Annotated in this window: 14 protein-coding genes; 12 read left to right on the forward strand and 2 right to left on the reverse strand. The window is 62.3% G+C overall.

Annotated elements, in window-relative coordinates:
* Nucleotides 1–10: 10 nt before the first annotated feature.
* Genes mreC through tldD form a run of 7 tightly spaced genes read left to right on the forward strand, consistent with a single transcriptional unit; the run spans nucleotide 11 to nucleotide 9677 of the window.
* The gene (gene mreC, locus AC2D8U_RS14220; RefSeq protein ID WP_484619732.1) at nucleotides 11–832 is read left to right on the forward strand and encodes a rod shape-determining protein MreC; all 822 of its coding nucleotides are present in this window, start codon (nucleotides 11–13) and stop codon (nucleotides 830–832) included.
* Entirely contained in the window at nucleotides 829–1320 is a 492-nt protein-coding gene (gene mreD, locus AC2D8U_RS14225) for a rod shape-determining protein MreD (RefSeq protein WP_484619733.1), read from the forward strand. Before mreC ends, mreD begins: the two co-directional genes overlap by 4 nt.
* A gap of 2 nt (nucleotides 1321–1322) precedes the next feature.
* Nucleotides 1323–1895, forward strand: a complete 573-nt coding sequence (locus AC2D8U_RS14230; protein ID WP_484619734.1) for a Maf family protein — start codon at nucleotides 1323–1325, stop codon at nucleotides 1893–1895.
* Nucleotides 1896–3404 (forward strand): ribonuclease G, encoded by a 1509-nt coding sequence (gene rng / locus AC2D8U_RS14235; RefSeq protein ID WP_484619735.1) that lies wholly within the window; start codon nucleotides 1896–1898, stop codon nucleotides 3402–3404. It abuts the gene before it with no gap.
* A complete protein-coding gene (locus tag AC2D8U_RS14240) occupies nucleotides 3401–7492 on the forward strand; it encodes a YhdP family protein (RefSeq protein ID WP_484619736.1) in 4092 nt (1363 codons plus the stop codon). The genes rng and AC2D8U_RS14240 overlap by 4 nt, the downstream gene beginning before the upstream one ends.
* Nucleotides 7401–8216, forward strand: a complete 816-nt coding sequence (locus tag AC2D8U_RS14245) for a carbon-nitrogen hydrolase family protein (RefSeq protein ID WP_484619737.1) — start codon at nucleotides 7401–7403, stop codon at nucleotides 8214–8216. Before AC2D8U_RS14240 ends, AC2D8U_RS14245 begins: the two co-directional genes overlap by 92 nt.
* A 12-nt stretch (nucleotides 8217–8228) precedes the next feature.
* Nucleotides 8229–9677 carry a metalloprotease TldD gene (tldD, locus tag AC2D8U_RS14250; protein ID WP_484619738.1) on the forward strand — a complete coding sequence of 483 codons (1449 nt, stop codon included), beginning with the start codon at nucleotides 8229–8231 and terminating at the stop codon, nucleotides 9675–9677.
* A 110-nt stretch (nucleotides 9678–9787) separates the two neighbouring features.
* Here the strand turns inward: tldD and AC2D8U_RS14255 are convergent, their stop codons facing one another.
* Complete coding sequence (locus tag AC2D8U_RS14255) at nucleotides 9788–10402, reverse strand: DUF2799 domain-containing protein (protein ID WP_484619739.1); 615 nt, start codon at nucleotides 10400–10402, stop codon at nucleotides 9788–9790.
* Between the two features lie 258 nt (nucleotides 10403–10660).
* Here AC2D8U_RS14255 and AC2D8U_RS14260 point away from each other — a divergent pair, with 258 nt between their 5' ends.
* The 4 genes from AC2D8U_RS14260 to AC2D8U_RS14275 are packed head-to-tail and all read left to right on the forward strand — an operon-like array spanning nucleotide 10661 to nucleotide 15183.
* On the forward strand, nucleotides 10661–12025 hold the full coding sequence (locus AC2D8U_RS14260; protein ID WP_484619740.1) for a TolC family protein: 1365 nt from the start codon (nucleotides 10661–10663) through the stop codon (nucleotides 12023–12025).
* Complete coding sequence (locus AC2D8U_RS14265; RefSeq protein ID WP_484619741.1) at nucleotides 12022–12999, forward strand: HlyD family secretion protein; 978 nt, start codon at nucleotides 12022–12024, stop codon at nucleotides 12997–12999. The genes AC2D8U_RS14260 and AC2D8U_RS14265 overlap by 4 nt, the downstream gene beginning before the upstream one ends.
* Nucleotides 12996–14045: an ABC transporter permease gene (locus AC2D8U_RS14270; protein WP_484619742.1), complete on the forward strand. Its 1050-nt coding sequence runs from the start codon at nucleotides 12996–12998 to the stop codon at nucleotides 14043–14045. The genes AC2D8U_RS14265 and AC2D8U_RS14270 overlap by 4 nt, the downstream gene beginning before the upstream one ends.
* Complete coding sequence (locus AC2D8U_RS14275) at nucleotides 14038–15183, forward strand: ABC transporter permease (protein WP_484619743.1); 1146 nt, start codon at nucleotides 14038–14040, stop codon at nucleotides 15181–15183. Before AC2D8U_RS14270 ends, AC2D8U_RS14275 begins: the two co-directional genes overlap by 8 nt.
* 520 nt (nucleotides 15184–15703) lie before the next feature.
* Here the strand turns inward: AC2D8U_RS14275 and yjgA are convergent.
* Nucleotides 15704–16216, reverse strand: a complete 513-nt coding sequence (yjgA, locus tag AC2D8U_RS14280) for a ribosome biogenesis factor YjgA (protein WP_484619744.1) — start codon at nucleotides 16214–16216, stop codon at nucleotides 15704–15706.
* Nucleotides 16217–16321: 105 nt separating this feature from the next.
* On the opposite strand from yjgA, the gene pmbA reads away from it, so the two are divergent.
* Nucleotides 16322–17659: a metalloprotease PmbA gene (gene pmbA, locus AC2D8U_RS14285; RefSeq protein ID WP_484619745.1), complete on the forward strand. Its 1338-nt coding sequence runs from the start codon at nucleotides 16322–16324 to the stop codon at nucleotides 17657–17659.
* Nucleotides 17660–17673 lie beyond the last annotated feature (14 nt).

A 17673-nucleotide genomic window follows, 5' to 3' on the forward strand; every position in this document is an offset into this window, starting at 1 on the left:
CGAACAGGCAATGAAGCCCTTCTTTCTTCGGGGACTCTCACCACAGTACCGCCTAGCCATGGCGGTACTGTTTTCTCTTGGCCTCATCATTTTCAACAACCAGTTGACGCCAGTGCGAGCCGCCCTGGCGACCTTGGTGAGCCCGATCCAGTATCTGGCGGCGTTGCCGTCCATGATGATCGATTCGGCCACAGATAATCTGGCGACCCGCACTCAACTGCTCAACCGCAACCAGCAACTGCAGCAGGAGCAACTGCTGATCAGCGAACGCCTGCAGCGGATGGAGCATCTGGAGCAGGAAAACCAGCGCCTGCGCACCCTGTTGGGGGCCCCGGCCAGCGCCGATTCCCGCCGCATGGTGGCGGAGGTGATGGCGGTGGATCAGGACCCCTTCAAGCACCTGGTGTTGATCGACAAGGGCGCACTGCATGGTGTCTACATGGGGCAACCCGTGTTGGACAACAATGGTGTGGTCGGTCAGGTGGTGGAAGTGAGCCAAACCAATGCCCGGGTGTTGTTGATCTCGGATCTGACCCACGCGGTGCCCGTCCGGGTTGCTCGCAATGATGTTCGTGCCGTTGCCCATGGCAGCGGTCACAGCAGTGAGTTGGAAGTGCCCCACCTGGCGATGAACATTGATGTACAGGTCGGGGATCTGCTGAATACGTCCGGATTGGGCGGACGCTTTCCGGAAGGCTATCCGGTTGCCCGGATCACCAGTGTCGAGCGGGACGAGGGACAAACCTTTGCCCTGATCAAGGCGGAGCCGACCGCCGATCTGGATCGGATCCGCTATCTGCTGCTTCTGTGGAATAACGAGGAGACGCTATGATCGTCGAGCGCGCCTCCGGTCGTCGTATTATCTGGTTGAGCCTGCTGATCGCAACCCTGTTGCAGGTGATGCCCCTGCCGCAACTGCTGCAGGCTTGGCGGCCAGACTGGGTACTGCTGTTGGTGGTGTACTGGGTGCTGAGCCTGCCCCATCGATTTAATATTCTTTCGGCCTGTCTGTTGGGGGTCCTTCTGGACATCCTGGTGGGAGGGACTCTGGGCGTTCGCGGCTTGGCCTTCTCCATCGTCGCCTACCTGGTGGCATTGCAATATCAGAAGCTGCGCCATTTTGCCCTGTTCCAGCAGCTGTTGGTGGTGGGGTTCCTCTCCACTCTGCTGCACCTTGTGGTGTTCTGGGCCGAATATCTTAACAACCCGGCGGTTCGGGTGGATTGGACCTATCTGCAACCGGCGCTGATCACCCCCCTGCTGTGGCCCTGGGTTTTCTGGTTGCTGGGTCGGGTCCGCCGTCGTTACAAGGTTCGCTGATCATGACTCAACTCTGTTTAGCCTCGTCGTCGCCTCGACGCCAGGCGCTGCTGGCCCAACTGGGTTACCGCTTTGATGTGGTGACTCCGGATATTGATGAAACCTTGTGCGCCGGCGAAATGCCGGCGCAGTTCGTGGTGCGGCTTGCTAAAGAAAAAGCCTTGGCTGGTCGCAACTTAGCGAAAAAATCCGCCCTGGTGCTGGGGTCGGATACCATAGTGGTGCAAGATGGTGAGGTGCTGGGTAAGCCCAAGGACAGGGAAGATGGCCTGGCGATGTTGCGTCGCCTCTCTGGTCGTGCCCATCGGGTGCTGACGGCCGTGGCCCTGGCTGGGGCTTCGGAGATCCGCCATAGCCTGGTGAGTACCCAGGTGATCTTCTGTCCAATGACCGAGGCGCAGATCGCCGCCTATTGGGATACCGGGGAGCCTGCGGATAAGGCCGGTGCTTACGGGATCCAGGGATTGGGTGGCAATTTTGTCCGGGCCATTGATGGCAGTTATTCTGGCGTCGTCGGCCTGCCTCTGGTAGAGACCCGGGAATTGATTGAACGAATGATTGCGGAGCAAGAATAGATGCCTCAGGCCGGACGACCTTCCAACCCTCAAGGGGTCAGCGTGGAACTGCTGATCAACACCTCACCCACGGAGATCCGGGTGGCCCTGGTGGAGCACGGGATGCTGCAGGAGGTGCAGATCGAGCGCGCCACCCGTCGTGGCATCGTCGGTAACATCTACCGGGGAAAGGTGACCCGGGTATTGCCTGGAATGCAGGCCGCCTTTGTGGATATCGGCCATGAGCGAGCGGCGTTCCTTCACGCCTCCGATATCGTGCCACATACCGAGTGTGTGGATGACGCCGAAGCCAAGCAATTCCGCAGTGAAGACATCGCGTCCCTGGTTCGCCAGGGCCAGGACATCATGGTTCAGGTGGTCAAAGACCCCCTGGGGACCAAGGGTGCCCGATTGACCACGGACATCACCCTGCCATCCCGTTACCTGGTGTTTATGCCGGGTTCGGCTCATGTGGGCGTCTCCCAACGGGTGGAAGATCCCAGCGAGCGGGATCGTCTCAAGAACATTGTCAGCCAGTTTGTCGATGCCGATGGCGGCTTTATCATCCGCACCGCCGCAGAGAATGCCTCGGAAGAGGAACTGGCCCACGATGCCGCCTTCTTGCGTCGAGTGTGGAAGAAGGTGATGGAGCGCCGACGCCGTCCCGGTAAAACCGTGCAGCGTCTCTATGATGAGCCCTCCCTGCCGCTGCGTATCGTTCGCGATATGGCGGCTCGCACCCTGGACAAGGTGCAGACCGACTCCCAGATGGTGTACGAGTCGCTCAAGGAATTTGTTTCTGAATTTATGCCCGAGGTTTCGCCCGTGGTGGAGCTGTACCGAGGCAATGTTCCCATCTTCGATCTGTTCGATGTGGAGAACGAGATCCAGCGGGCGCTACAGCGCAAGGTGGAACTCAAGTCCGGCGGTTACCTGATCATCGATCAGACCGAGGCGATGACCACCATCGACATCAATACCGGCGCCTTCGTCGGTCACCGCAACCTGGAAGAGACCATCTTCAACACCAACCAGGAGGCCACCCAGGCCATTGCCCGTCAGCTACGCCTGCGTAACTTGGGGGGGATCATCATCATCGATTTCATCGATATGGTGTCCGAAGAGCACAAGCAGCGGGTGTTGCACTCACTGGAGCTGGCCCTGGGTCAGGACCGGGTGAAAACCAGTATCAGCGGCCTGTCCCAGTTGGGACTGGTGGAGATGACGCGCAAACGTACCCGGGAAAGCCTGGAGCATGTGCTGTGTGGCGAATGTCCCTCCTGTCGTGGAACGGGTCAGCTGAAAACGCCAGAAACCGTGTGCTACGAGCTGTACCGGGAGATCATCAGGGTGGATCGGGCCTATGACGTCGACGAGTTCGTCGCCTACGTCGCTCCGGCGGTTCAAACCCTGCTTGAGGGAGACGAAGCCCATAGCCTGGCGGAGCTGGAGGTTTTCCTAGGCAAGCGGGTCAAGATCAAACCCGAGCCCATGTATGCCCAAGATAAGTTTGATGTGGTGATGATGTGAAGCTACTGCCGCTGTGTCGTCGCATAGGCTGCTGGTGCTGGTACAGCATCGCGGCCTCGCTGGCGATCCTGGCACTGGCCATGAGCCTGGCAAGGGGCATGCTGCCCAAGCTTGAAGGCTTACGCGGCGAGATGGTTGCCTATGCCGAGCGGCAACTGGGTATCGAATTGGAACTGGAGGCCCTGGGTGCTGGTTGGCACAGTGGTGGCCCCCACCTGATCCTTGAGGGGCTGACACTGCCGCCTCAGGACGATCTCAACATCGGTTTCACCATCGAATACCTCGAACTGCAACTGGATTTCTGGGCCAGTGTGGTCCGACTCAGCCCCCAACTCGATCGGATCCGGCTCCAGGGGGTCGACCTCACATTGGCGTTGAATACCGCTGAGCGAGGTCCCAAGCGGGATCTCACCCCCCTGCAGGACCTGTTTCTGCAGCAGATCGGGGCGCTGGAAATTGAGCAGCTGACTGCCCACCTCAGCATCGATCAGCACGCCTTTGCCCCCATCCACCTGGCCCAGCTGAACTGGCGCAACCTGGGCGAGCGTCACCTGGGTGAAGGCCTGATCTACCTGGATGAAGCAATGCGGGATGATGAGCAGCTGACCCTGGCGGTCTCCCTGTCCAGTGCCAATCCCGGGGGCCTCTCCGGGCACGCCTATGTCAATGCCGAGCGGCTGGATCTGGGGGACTGGCTGACCCGACGCCTGGAAGGCAGTCGTCTGCACTATCAGGGGGTGCTCGATCTGGAGGCCTGGGCCGATCTGCGACTCGGCAGCCTGGAACTGCTTCAGATCCAGCTCGATGGCAGCAGCTTTAGCTGGGAAGCCGAGCAGGCGCATCGGATCGATCTGACCCGAGGCCGCTTCCAGTGGCACCCAACGGAACAGGGGGGAGAGCTGCTCGCCCATGAGCTGGAGCTACACAGTAATGGTCGTCCCTGGGAGACTCGGGAACTTGCGGTGCGCCATCACGGCGGCCAATGGCAGCTATGGTTGGACACCGTGCCCCTCTGGGGGCTGCAGCCTTTGCTGGGAGCTGTGCCTGGATTGGCCCCGGTTACCCTGACAGAGATGGCGGATACGCATGCAAGTGGCTTCCTCGGACCGCTAAAGGTCCAGGGTAGTGGCGAGCAGCTGCGACTCTCCCTGCCGTTTCGCGATCTGAGCTGGCACAGTGCCGGGCCCCTGCCGGGTGTTGATAGCCTCAGTGGCCGACTGGACTGGCAGGGTGAACGGCTTAACCTGATCCTGGACGAGGCGCCGCTGCTGCTCGATTGGCCCGGTCAATTTTCCGAGCCGTTGGCGTTGAATGCCCTGGCTTTGTCCGGCGAATACTGGTTGTCCGAGCGCTTGTTGCTTCTGCCAGAACTGACGCTGTCCAATGAGGATCTGTCCGGCCAGTTACAGGCTGCCCTGGCGTTACCTGGCGGGCGAGCGCCTCAGCTGCAACTCTTTGGCGATCTTCAGATCCACCAGGCGGGCAATGCCGGCCGTTACTTCCCTCGAAAGGCGATGGGAGAGGAGTTGTCGGACTACCTGGCCCAGGCGCTACAGGGTGGGCATAGCGATAATGCCAAGTTGCTGTGGCATGGTGCCCTGGACAACTATCCCTACGCCGATGGCAATGGGCGTTTCCAGGCGGGCTTTGATCTGCAGGAGCTGGTTTTCGATTTCCTCGATGACTGGCCTGCGGTGACCCAGGGGGATGTCAGTGCCCTGTTTGATAATGCCAGCATGGAGATCCGGGCCAATTCGGCCAAGCTTGCTGGCGTCGCCATCGGCGGCGTACGGGTGGGGATCCCGGCGCTGGATCGCACCGCCACCCTGGAGATCGAGGGCAGCCTGCTGGCCGATGCGGAGAAAGCCAATGCTGTGCTGGCCGGCACCTTCCTGGAGGGACCGATCGGCACCACTCTTGAGTCGGTTCAACTGCAGGAACCGGTACCCCTGGCGCTGGACATGAAGTTTTTCCTGGGCTCCGAGGTGACGCATTTGCCGGATGCTGTGAAGGGGCGCTTGATGCTCTGGGATACTCCGGTTTACCTGGCGCCGCTGGATCTGATGCTGGAACAGGTCAAGGGAGAGGTGCGTTTCCACAATGCTGCAGTCACTGGGCGCGGCTTGCAGGCGAGAGTGTATAACCAGCCGACGGAGCTGGCCCTGAGCACCGAGCAGATGGATGATCACTATGGTGTCAATATTGACCTGGCCAGCCGCTGGCAGACCAGCCGGTTGCCGGAGCTGCTTAGCACACCGCTGGATCCCTTCCTGATCGGCGGCGCGGCCCTGGAGGGCCGCGTGGCCCTGCGGATCGGTGACGATGCCTTCGACTACAGCGCCGAGATCAATTCTGATCTGGTGGGGCTGGCGGTGGAATTGCCGGGTGTGCTGGGCAAGGTGGTTGAGCAACCCCGGCCAGTTCAGCTGGCACTCAGTGGGGATGCGGAGGGCAGCGAGGTGTACCTCCAACTGGCGGACTCTCTGCAGTTTATCGGGGAGATGAGCTACGAACAGGGGGTCGGTTTCGATCGTTTCCACCTGGCGCTGGATCAGGCGCGAGCTTCGCTGCCGGAGCTGGACAGCGGCCTGATCACCATGGCAACCGGGGAGATCGAGCTGGCGGACTATCAGCCCCTGATCACCGCCTTTGCCGAGGCACCCTCTCGCCCTGACAGCGGGCGTCGCCCCCTGCTGCCGGCCATCGATAAGCTGCAGATTGATGCGGTGGATCTGCAACTGCTGGCTCAGTCTTTTGGCGCAGGCCGGTTGCTGGCCAGCCCAAACCGGGATGGTTGGGGGTTGCAGCTGGAAGCCGAGCGATTTCGTGGTCAGGCCCTGGTTGGACAGGGGGTAGACCAGTTGGGCGTGCAGATCAATGCCGAGCTGATGCAGTTGCTGCTTAGTGATGAGGATGACCAACAGAGCGCTATCCACAGCGTTGCCCCCCCCGAGTGGCTGGATTATCTGCCCGCCATGGATGTGACCGTCGGGACCCTGATGGTCAATGAGCTCACGCTCGGAGAGGCCCGACTGCTGGCTTACCGGGATGGTTCCATGTACCGCATCGATCGGGTCGAGGTGGTTCAGGGCAAGCACAGGTTGCAGGGCAGTGGCGTGTGGCGACCTCAGGACAGCCTGACTCGAACTGAGCTTCACGGCAGCCTGAGCAGCCCCAATGTGGGGGAGTTGGCGAAGCTGATCAACATGGGACCAGGGATCGATGACGCCGAGCTCTCTGCTGAGTACCGTCTGGCGTGGGATGGGGCGCCCTGGGAGTTTGCCCTGGCCAATCTTGATGGGGAGCTGGACTACAGCCTGAATAATGGCCAATTGACTGATGTGTCCGATCGGGGAGCTCGGCTGCTGACCCTCTTTAGCCTGGAATCCCTGGTGCGCAGGCTCTCTCTGGATTTCTCCGATGTGTTTTCCAGCGGCATGAGTTTCAGTCGTTTCAGTGGCTCGGTGCAGTTTGAGGATGGCATCCTTCGCACCGAGGACAGCGTGATGGATGCCACGGCGGGGACACTCAAGGTGAACGGTTGGACCGATCTGAACACCCGCATGCTGGACTACCGGATCAGCTTCAGCCCGGCTCTTACCTCCAGTGTCCCCGCCGTCGTCTTCCTAAGTACGGGGGCCTGGACCGTAGGCCTCGGGGCCTTCGCCGTATCCAAGATCCTCGAACCCGTGATCGAGGTGGTTACCCAGCTCAGGTACCACCTGACTGGCACGCTGGATGAGCCTAAGATGGTGGAGATTGGACGCACCAGCCAGGAGATCCGCATTCCCGAAGAGGCCACCTCCACCGATCTGGGTGAAGAGGAGGTGGAGGCCCGGGCCGAGCAGATCCAGGAGGCCTTGATAGAGGCCCTGGAGTCCCAGGGCTTTCAGGGCCAGGGAATCTCGGAGGCGGGTCCACCTGACCAATCGGCTTTGGGACTGGAGGCCGGGGAGACGGCGACCCATGAAACGGAGATCCAGGGAGAAGACGTTGATGCATTGCCACCTGCTGCAACTGAACAGCCACAGCCAGCCAGGCCCGAACCTGGCCGAGATCCGGCGTCAACTCCAGCCACTCCTGGCTGAGCCCAGGCCGCGCCTGGTGGTCCTGCCGGAAGCCTGCCTGCAGATGGCCGGTGGGCCCTGGTGCGAACAGGCCGAACCTGTGGGTGGGCCGAACCAGCAGGCGCTGGCCAACCTGGCCCGGGAGTTTGAGCTCTACCTGGTGGCCGGTACCCTGCCCATTGAAGCGAAGGACGGTCGCGCCTATGCCGCCTCCCTGCTGTTTGGTCCCGATGGGCAGGTGCTGGGTCGTTACGATAAGATCCACCTGTTTGATGCCGAGGTGGGGGATGGCAAAACCTACCAGGAAAGCCGACATACCCATCCGGGCCAGAGGCTGACCGTGGTGGACACCCCCTTTGGCCGGCTGGGATTGGCGGTGTGTTACGATCTGCGTTTCCCCGCCCTGTTTCAGGCCCTGGTGGCTCAAGGGGCCGAGATCATCGCCCTGCCCAGTGCCTTCACCCATAACACGGGCCGGGCCCATTGGGAGGTGCTGGTGCGCGCCCGCGCCATCGAAACCCAGTGTTATCTGCTGGCCGCCAACCAGTGGGGCAGCCATGATGATGGCCGTCGAACCTGGGGCCACAGTATGGTGGTGGATCCCTGGGGTGAGATCGTCGCACAACAGGCGCAGGGCGAAGGGCGGATCAGTGTTAAGCTGAAGCCAGAATTGATCACTCAGGTCCGGACTCGGATGCCGGTCCTGCAACACCGTCGCCCCCTGGGCGGGGGTCAAACCGAATAAGACAGAGGTCATATGAGTTTTGAGACCGTTTCCGCTTCGTTGTTGGAACCCGCACAGCTGGGCCCCGAGGCACTGGAGCGCGCCCTGTCAGGGCTACATCAGCACAAGCTGGATTATGCCGATATCTATCTGCAGGCCAGTCGTCACGAGAGCTGGGTACTGGAAGATGGCATCGTCAAAGAGGGCAGCTTCAATATCGAGCAGGGCCTGGGCGTGCGTGCCGTCGATGGCGAGAAAACCGGTTTTGCCTATGCCGATGAGATCAGCCCTCTGGCGTTGAAGCAATCTTCTGAAGCCGCGCGCGGGATCGCGGCGGTCGGTGGAAACGGCAAGGTACGGGCGTTGGCACGCCGCACTGCGCCGATCCGCTATGCCGGTATCGATCCCATCAGCGCCCTGGGTGTCGAGGCCAAACTCTCCCTGCTTCGAGAGATGGACGCTTATGCCCGGGAGCTGGACGAGCGGGTGACTCAGGTGGTGGTCAGCCTGTCCGGCGTCTACGAAGAGGTGCTGATCGCCGCCTCCGATGGCACCCTGGCCGCCGATGTGCGTCCCCTGGTACGCCTCAATTGTTCGGTGATCATGACCGAAGGCGAACGCCGGGAGCGGGGAGCCAGTGGCATGGGCGGTCGTCATGGCTACGACTCTCTGCTGGAGCTCGGCAGTGACGGTAAGCTTAAGGTGTTTGCGCTGTGCCGTGAGGCGGTACGCCAGGGCCAGGTGAACCTGGAAGCCCAGGACGCGCCGGCCGGTGAGATGCCCGTGGTGCTGGGCCCAGGCTGGCCCGGTGTATTGCTGCATGAGGCCGTGGGGCATGGCCTGGAAGGGGATTTCAACCGGAAAGGCTCGAGCCTCTTTTCTGGTCGCATCGGCGAGAAGGTGGCGTCGGAGCACTGCACCATCGTCGATGACGGCACCCTGAGCGACCGTCGTGGTAGCCTGACCATCGATGATGAAGGCACGCCGAGTCAGCACAATGTGCTGATCGAGAACGGGATCCTTAAGGGCTACATGCAGGATAAGCTCAACGCTCGGCTGATGGGTGTGGCGCCGACCGGCAACGGCCGTCGTGAATCCTATGCTCATCTGCCGATGCCTCGCATGACCAATACCTACATGCTGGCGGGCGAACATTCGTCCGAGGCGATCATCGCCTCGGTGGAGAAGGGGATCTACGCCCCCAACTTTGGCGGTGGCCAGGTGGACATCACCTCGGGTAAGTTCGTCTTCTCCGCGTCCGAGGCCTACCTGATCGAAAACGGTAAGCTGACCACGCCAATCAAGGGCGCGACCCTGATCGGCAACGGTCCGGAAGCGATGCGGACCGTGTCTATGGTGGGCAATGATCTGGCCCTGGATCAGGGCGTGGGGGTCTGCGGCAAGGATGGCCAGAGTGTGCCGGTGGGCGTGGGCCAGCCGACCCTGAAGCTGGACCGTCTGACCGTGGGTGGTACCCAGTAGTCACCCCCCTTAAGGCCTCTGAAACCAAACGCCCCGGTACATCATGTGCCGGGGCGTTGTTCGTTTCGCAGCTGGGTGTGTGCTGCTCAGGCGAGATCCAAAGCTGAAACTCAACTCACGGCTCGGTTGGCCTTGTTCAGTTCATTTTGCTTGATCGCCCGCTGGGCGATGGCCGCCGTTCGCTTGAGCTTGATACCCCCGATCTCCTCCTGATGCTCCTTGATCTCCCGCAACAGCAATAGGCGCTGCGGGGCGCTGATCTGATCGCTGATCAATCGGGCCTCCTTGCGGGTGATCCGGCTCTCCAGATCGTCGATCGTCTCCTTGTGCTGACGGATCACGCGGTCGAGACGATATATCTCGGCATTGAGATCATAGATCCTCTTGCCCTGCTGGTAGGCTGAGTTGAAGGCTTCGTGCAGCTCGGTGGGGCACTGGACCCGGATCCGGCCACCGCTGCTGCCCAGCTCAAATCCCTTGGCGGGCACGCAGTACTCCTTCACCCCTTCATCATACCCCTGGCGGTAGCGATCCGGATCCGGCGTGATCCCGTGTTTGGCGCAGGCGCTTCGGTGATCCCCCAGGCGGGTCAGAGCGCGACCATTGAGGCCATCTTCAAAGCCGATCAGGCGCCAGTTGGCGTTCTGGCATTCTTCCAGGGAGAGGGTAGCACAGCCGCTCAACAGCGGGAGGAGCAGGGCGGCGATTGCAAGGGGCTTGTTCATGGTCTTCGGTGGCTCAGTCAAACGGGGAGCACATTCTAAAGGTTGGCGTTGGCGGGCGATGAAATGGCCGGGAACGCTGTGATCCATCTGACAAAAGCTTCTTGAGCTGCTGAGATTGTATGACGGGATCTTGATTGATGTTAATAAGCCTTATCCCGCCCACCACTATCTTGTGAAGGGATGACCTGTTAGCATATTAGAGTAATAGCTCTAATTTGGGCTCTGATATTGACTCGGCGCTGCCGACGAGGGACTGTGATGAGATCTTGGAAACCTGCCTTGCGCCCCCTTGCGCTGGGCGTGACGGCCTGGCTGCTGTGTGTCGGGGGAGCCAGTGCGACCTCCCTCTCCCTGGCTGAGGCCTGGCAACAGCTGGACAGTCGGGGGGCGACGCTCCAGGCCCAGCGGCAGGTTAGCGCCCGGGCACAGGGGGAGCGGGAGGCCGCCGGGGCCCTGGGCGGGCCGAGTCTGTCCCTGGGGGCCACCTACCTGCAGATGGAAAAGCCGCTGGCGCTGGATCCCCATGGCCTGGCACCGGGCTTGATCCCGCCGGGCCTGCTGCCTGCCATCAACCTGACCGAACGCGGGATCTACCGCACCTCGTTGCGCGGCAGCTGGCCGGTCTACGCCGGTGGGCGGATCGAGGCGGCCAAGGCGGTGAAGCAGGCTGAGCTGGAGGCCCAACATCATCAGCTTGAGATCCGTCGTCGTGAGCAGTTCAACCTGCTGGTGGAGCGTTACTATGGCGCCCTGCTGGCCGGGCAGAATGCCCAATTACGCCAAGGGCAGATCGCGGCCCGGGAGACCCATTTCCGCCATGCCCGTTTGCTGGAGGAGCAGGGCCAGATCGCCCGGGTTGAACGGCTTAATGCCCAGGTGGCGCTGGATCGGGCCAAAGTAGAGGCCCGTAGCGCCGACAGCCAGCGGCACATTGCCGAGCGGGCACTGGCCAGCCTGCTTGCATCTCAAGGGGAGCAGCCCCAACCGTTTGACACCCAGAGCTTGCCGGTACCGGCCCTGCCTGGGTTGCAACGGACCCTGTTACAGGACCATCCGGCCCTCAGGCTGTTTGATGCCAAACAGCGTCAGGCCAAAGGGGCAATCGCCGCCGAGAAGGGACGCTATAAGCCCGAGGTGGGGTTGTTTGGCAGCTACACCCTGGCCGAGGATGACAGCCTGCTGTCGGAGTTGGAGCCGGAGTGGTTCGTCGGGGTGCGTTTCTCCATGCCCCTCCTGAGCAATGATGGCCGCAGTGGCCGGCTGAAGGCGGCGCGCAGTGCCGAGCTGGAGGTGCGTTACCGCCGGGCGCAGGCCGAGCAGGATCTGCGCCTGCTGCTGGAGTCTCAGCACCAGGCGGCGGAGCAGGCGGCGTTTGAATTCGAGGCGTACCGCAGCAGCATTGAGCTGGCCGAGGAGAACCGGCGTCTGCGCCAGCAGGCTTTTCGTCAGGGACTGGCAACCTCGGTGGAGCTGATCGATGCCGATCAGAGCCTGCTTGCCGCCCAGCTGGGGCAGGCACAGGCCCGCTACCACTATCTCAAGGCCCTGGCCCAGGTGATGAGCCTGAGCGGTCAGATGGACACCTTTATTCAGCAGATCAGCCATACGGAAACAGCACAATGAACAAACGCTCAGTCATCGCGGCCCTGGCCGTCCTCCTCCTGGCTGGTCTGGCCTTGTGGACCATGCAGCGAGCCTATCAGCCCCAGCCTGTGTGGCTGCAGGGGCAGATCGAGGCGCGTCAGTATCAGATCTCCTCCAAGGCGGCGGGTCGGTTGGTGACGCTCAATGTTCGGCGGGGAGACAGGGTCGAGGCCGGAGATGAGCTCTATCGACTCGACAGCCCCGAGCTTGAAGCCCGTTTCCGTCAGGCCCAGGCCGGCGCCAGCGCCGCCGACGCCCTGCGTCAGGAGGCGGACAGCGGTGCCCGTAAGCAGCAGATCCAGGCAGCCTTTGAGGATTGGCAGCGCGCCCTGGCGGGCGATGCTTTGGCCAAGGCCACTTATGAGCGGATCCAGGCCCTGTTTGACGAGGGCGTCATGGCTCGGCAGAAGCGGGACGAGGCCTATACCCAGTGGCAGGCGGCCAAGCATCAGGCCAGTGCCGCCGAGGCGCTTTATCGCATGGCCGATGAGGGGGCACGCAGCGAGACCCGGCAGGCGGCCCGTGGCCAGGCGGATGCGGCCCAGGCCCAGTTGGCCGAGGTACGGGCGGTATTGGATGATATGCAGATCCGAGCCCCCCGTGCCGGCGAGATCAGCCAGGTGTTGCTGCACCAGGGTGAGCTGGTGCCCCAGGGGTTCCCTGTGATGACCCTGACCGATATGGCCGATGCCTGGGCCCTGTTTCAGATCCGTGAGGATCGCCTCGCTGACTTCGCCGAAGGCACCCAGCTCGAGCTCTATATCCCGGCATTGGATGCGCACCATGCCTTTACCGTGGCCTATCGGGCGGTACAGGGCGACTTTGCCACCTGGCGGGCCACCGAGTCCGGTCAGCAGTACGATCTGCGCACCTTTGAGGTGGAATTGCGTCCGGTGGCGCCGATCCCGGATCTGCGCGCCGGGATGACGGTGTTGTTTGAGGCGGGGCAGTGAGTCTGCTGCGCTGGGCCAGGCAAGATCCCTGGCAGGCCTTTATCCTGCTGCTGGCGCCCCTGCTGGTGGTGGGGGCGCTATACAGTATCTTTGCCCAGCGAACCCCGGCGGACTTGCCGGTGGCCTGGCTGGATCAGGACCACACGGCCCTCTCCCGCCAAGTAGGCCGGCAGCTGTCGGCCAGCCCGGCGATCCGCCTGGAGAGTTTCAACAGCCTGCCCGAGGCCAAGGCGGCGCTGTCATCAGGGCAGAGCTATGCCCTCGTTCAGTTTCCCGCCGGGACCAGCGAGGCGCTGCGCCGGCAGGAGCCGATCACCCTGGATCTCCGTTACAACGGCCAATACCTGTTGCTGGCCCGGCGTCTGCTCGCGCCCCTGCAGCAGGCCCTGGCCTCGGGCCTGCAGTCTCAGGCGGCTCTGCCGCTGATGGTGTCCGGCGTACCGGCTGCAGCGGTGCCGGCCCAGCTGGCCCCGGTACAGGTGCAACTGACCGCCCTGAATAATCGCAGCCTGGATTATGCCCAGTTCCTGGTGCCGCCCCTGGCCCTGGCGGTGTGGCAGATCCTGGTGCTGTTTGCCGTGCTCAACCTCTACCAGCGTCCACCTCTGGGCCTGGCTCCCCGGCGGCTGTTACCCGCTGTCCTGGCCTGGAACTGGGGCTGGGGCGGGATCGGATTATGGCTCCTGTCGCCTCTTCTGGCTCTGCCTTCGGGCAGCGCCCTTTGGCCCCTGTGGCTGGGCCTGCTGCCCCTGATCTTTCCCATTGCCACCCTGGCTTTGGTGTTGGTACGCAGCGGCAGGGAAGCCACTCAGCTGGTCAGCACGGGCGCTGCCCTGCTAACCCCGGCGATGACCTATATGGGGGTGACCATGCCCGAGGGGGACATGCCTTCGGTGGCGCAGTGGTGGGCTCAGCTGATCCCCAGCAGCCATTACTTGCCTCTGATGCAAAGCTATCGGGGGATCGGCGAGGCACCCTGGGCCGATCTCTGGCCCCTGTGGCTGTTTCTGCCGGTCCTGATTGGCCTGTGGAGGCGTTATGACTGAATGGCTTACGGTTGCCAGGCTGCAGGCCAGGGCGTTGCTCCGGGACACGCCGGTGCTGATGGTATTCTTTGCCGGCCTACTGCTCTATGCCGTGCTCTACCCGCTGCCCTACCTTCATCAGGTGGCCGGGGCCCAGCCGGTACAGCTGATTGATCAGGACAACAGCGCCACCAGCCGTCGGCTGGTACGGGCGCTGCAGGCCAGTCCGGGGATCCGCTTCGAGGTGGCGGGGCAGGATCTGAGCCAGGCCAAGCAGGCGGTGCGCTCGGGGGACAGTAAGGGTCTGGTGTTGATCCCGGCCAGCTTCGAGCGGGATCTGCGCCGGGGGGGCAGCGCCAATCTGGTGGTGGCCGCCGATGCCCACTACTTCCTCTCCTATGGCACCATCGCCGAGCAGGTGGTGCGGGCCAGTCAGCAGCTTGGGGGGGAGATCCGGTTGAGTCGTCAGATCCTGGCCGGTGGCTCTGCGCTGCAGGCCCGTCGCGGCGGGATCAGCCTGAATCTGGTACCGGCCAGCAACCTGAAGATGGGTTATCTGGATTATGTGCTGCCGGGTCTGTTTGTGTTGATCTTGCACCAGATCATGCTGATCTGTGTGGGCACCACCACGGTGCGCAGTTGGCAGAATTCGTCCTCACCGGCGGCTTGGTCGACGATCGCCTCGTGGCAGGGGCTCGGGATCCTGGCCGGACTCCTGCTGCCGCCCTTTGTGCTGGCCGCCTGTTTCTATCTTGGGCCCCTGCTGGCGGCCTATGACGTGACCCTGTTGGGCTCGTTGGCGGCGCTGTGGCGTCTGCTGCTGCCCTTCTTCCTGGCCACCTTCTTCCTTGGCGTGGTCCTGGGGCTGGTGTTTCGTCATCGGGACAGCCTGAGCCAGATGCTGGTGCTGGCCTCCATGCCCCTGCTGTTTTCCGCTGGCTTTGTCTGGCCGGTGGAGAGCCTGCCCCTGGCCTGGACCGCACTCTGGGGTTTGATCCCGTCTCAGCCCATGATGCAGGGCATGATAGGACTCAACCAGTTGGGCGCATCGGAGGGGCAATTGGCTGCCCTGCTCTGGACCCTGTGGGCCCAGGTTTTGGGCTGGGGGGGCCTGGCCTGGTGGCTGTGGCAGCGACGTCGGGATCAATGCACCGAATGAGCCGCGACGAACTCAGGCCCGACTTGGTCTCGATGAGATCGGCGCGCCGCTGGGAAACATGTACGTTTGGTGATGGGAAAATTCTCCATCAATAGCGAGGGATCCCAAAAGGCTCTGTTCCACGAAGCTTCTGGGAAGCTAATGATTCGGTTCAATTGCCTAGGCTCGATGCTCCACCGGTTTTTTCGCCGACGTTGAGTCGCCCGAATGGAATGGATTGAGGCAAGGCCGAGGACCAAGGATGGCACCGAGCGGTGCGCGGAGGCAGGATGCCGACTCGTACCGGTGCCGCAGAATCAAGCCATGAGAGTGAGGATTTAGCGACGATGGAGGCAGGGAGAGTCCAGAGAGGGCTTGCCCTCTTTGGCTGCTGCCGCCAGCGCGGCAATGGGCTGAGTTGAAGCGCAAAGCTGTCACCTTAAGGTGAGAGTGACGTTCAACCTAAGATTGGGACAGAACCCAAAAAAAGAGCCGCACCGAGTTTGTCCTCGGTGCGGCCCGTGTTGTCCTGAGACCTGCCTCAGTTGGAGAGGGTGTAGCGCAGCAGCTTGAACAGTTCACGGCTGGACTTGGGCGGCTTGCTCTGGCTCACCTCTTTCTTGGCCTGGCGGATCAACTGGCGCAGGCGTTGCAGCTCATCCACCAGCTGGGGGTGCTCGTTGAGGGCGGCTTGCAGGGTGTCGTTATCGCCAGCCACCAGATCGTCCCGCAGCTTTTCCAGTTTATGGAAGTGGGCATTGGCGGCGTTGTTGATGTTGCGGATGACGTTCAGCGCGGCCTGGATGGGCTCCACTTCCCGGCTGCGCATCAGCTTGCCGATGTACTGGATCTGGCGGCGGTAGCCTTCGTTCTTGCCCTTGATCTTCTGGGCCAGCTTGAGGGCATCCAGCAGATCTTCGTCTAATGGGATCTTGGCCAGCTCTGCATTGTTAAGGGTGAGCAGCTCTTTGCCCAGCTCCTGCAGTTGCTCCGCTTCGCGCTTGAGTTGGGTTTTGCTGATGATATCGTCATCAAAATCGTCGTGCTGGGCCATGGGGCGCTCCACAGATTAAAAAGGGTATTTTACCAGCCCCTATCGGCTACGCCACCGACTTTGCTATTCTGTCTCCTCGACTTTTATCACAGAGCCAGTAGATCGATGAGTGAGCGTTTGGCGCAGCAGCGCGAAGAGTTGGAAGCGGCCGTCGCCCGCGCCCTGGAAACCGCCGGCAAATTGGGCCTCGACAGTGCCGAGGTGGCGATCCAGAAGCAGCAGGGTTTGTCGGTCTCCACCCGCATGGGCGAGGTGGAGACCGTGGAGTTCAACAAGGACGGCGCCCTGGGGATCTCGGTCTACCAGGCCGGCCGCAAGGGCAACGCCTCCACATCCGATCTGTCTGCTCCTGCTATTGAGGCCGCCGTTAAGGCCGCGGGCACCATCGCCAGCCAGACCACGGCCGATCCCCACAACGGCCTGGCGGGCGCCGAACTGATGCCGACGACGCTGCCGGAGCTGGATCTCTATCACCCCGAGGATATCGATCCTCAGCAGGCGGTGGCGCTGGCGGCCCGAGCCGAGCAGGCGGCCCTGGAGGCCGATCCTCGCATCGTCAATTCCGATGGGGGCAACTTCAACAGCCACGAAAGCCTCAAGGTGTACGGCAATACCCATGGCTTTATCGGCAGCTACGCCTCCTCCCGCCACAGCTTGTCTGCCGTGGTGATCGGTGAAGATGAGCAGGGGATGGAGCGGGACTACGACTACGGGGTGGCACGACGCTTCGCCGATCTGCCTTCGCCGGAAGCGATCGGTCGTCAGGCGGGCCTGGACACGGCGTCGCGCCTGGGCGCCCGCAAGATCGACACCTGCAGTGTGCCGGTCCTGTTCAATGCGGCCCAGTCTGTTGGCTTGATTGGCCACCTGATCGGGGCGATCAGCGGTGCTGCCCTGTATCGCAATGCCAGTTTCCTCAAGGACAGCCTGGGCACCCAGCTGTTCCCCGACTGGTTTAACATCGAGGAACGCCCTCACCTGAAGGGCGCACTGGCGTCGGCGCCGTTTGACGGTGAAGGGGTGGCGACCCGGGACCGGGAGATCATTCAACAGGGTGTGCTGGAAACTTACCTGATGACCGCCTACGCGGCCCGCCGTATGGGGATGGCCAATACGGGCCATGCCGGTGGGATCTACAACTGGAATTTGGCGCGCAATGGGGGCGATCTGACCGCCATGCTGAAACAGCTGGGCACCGGCTTGTACGTGACCGAGCTGATGGGCCAGGGGGTCAATGGCGTCACCGGGGACTACTCCCGGGGCGCGGCCGGCTTCTGGGTGGAGAATGGTGAGATCCAGTTCCCCGTGCATGAGATCACCATTGCCGGCAACTTGACGGATATGTACCGCAATATGGTGGCCATGGGCTCCGATGTGGATCCCCGTCACTCTATCGCGGCCGGCCCCATCCTGCTGGAATCGATGAAGGTGGCGGGGAACTAACCCTCCAGCGGTTC

This window comes from Ferrimonas sp. YIN67 (assembly GCF_057219095.1).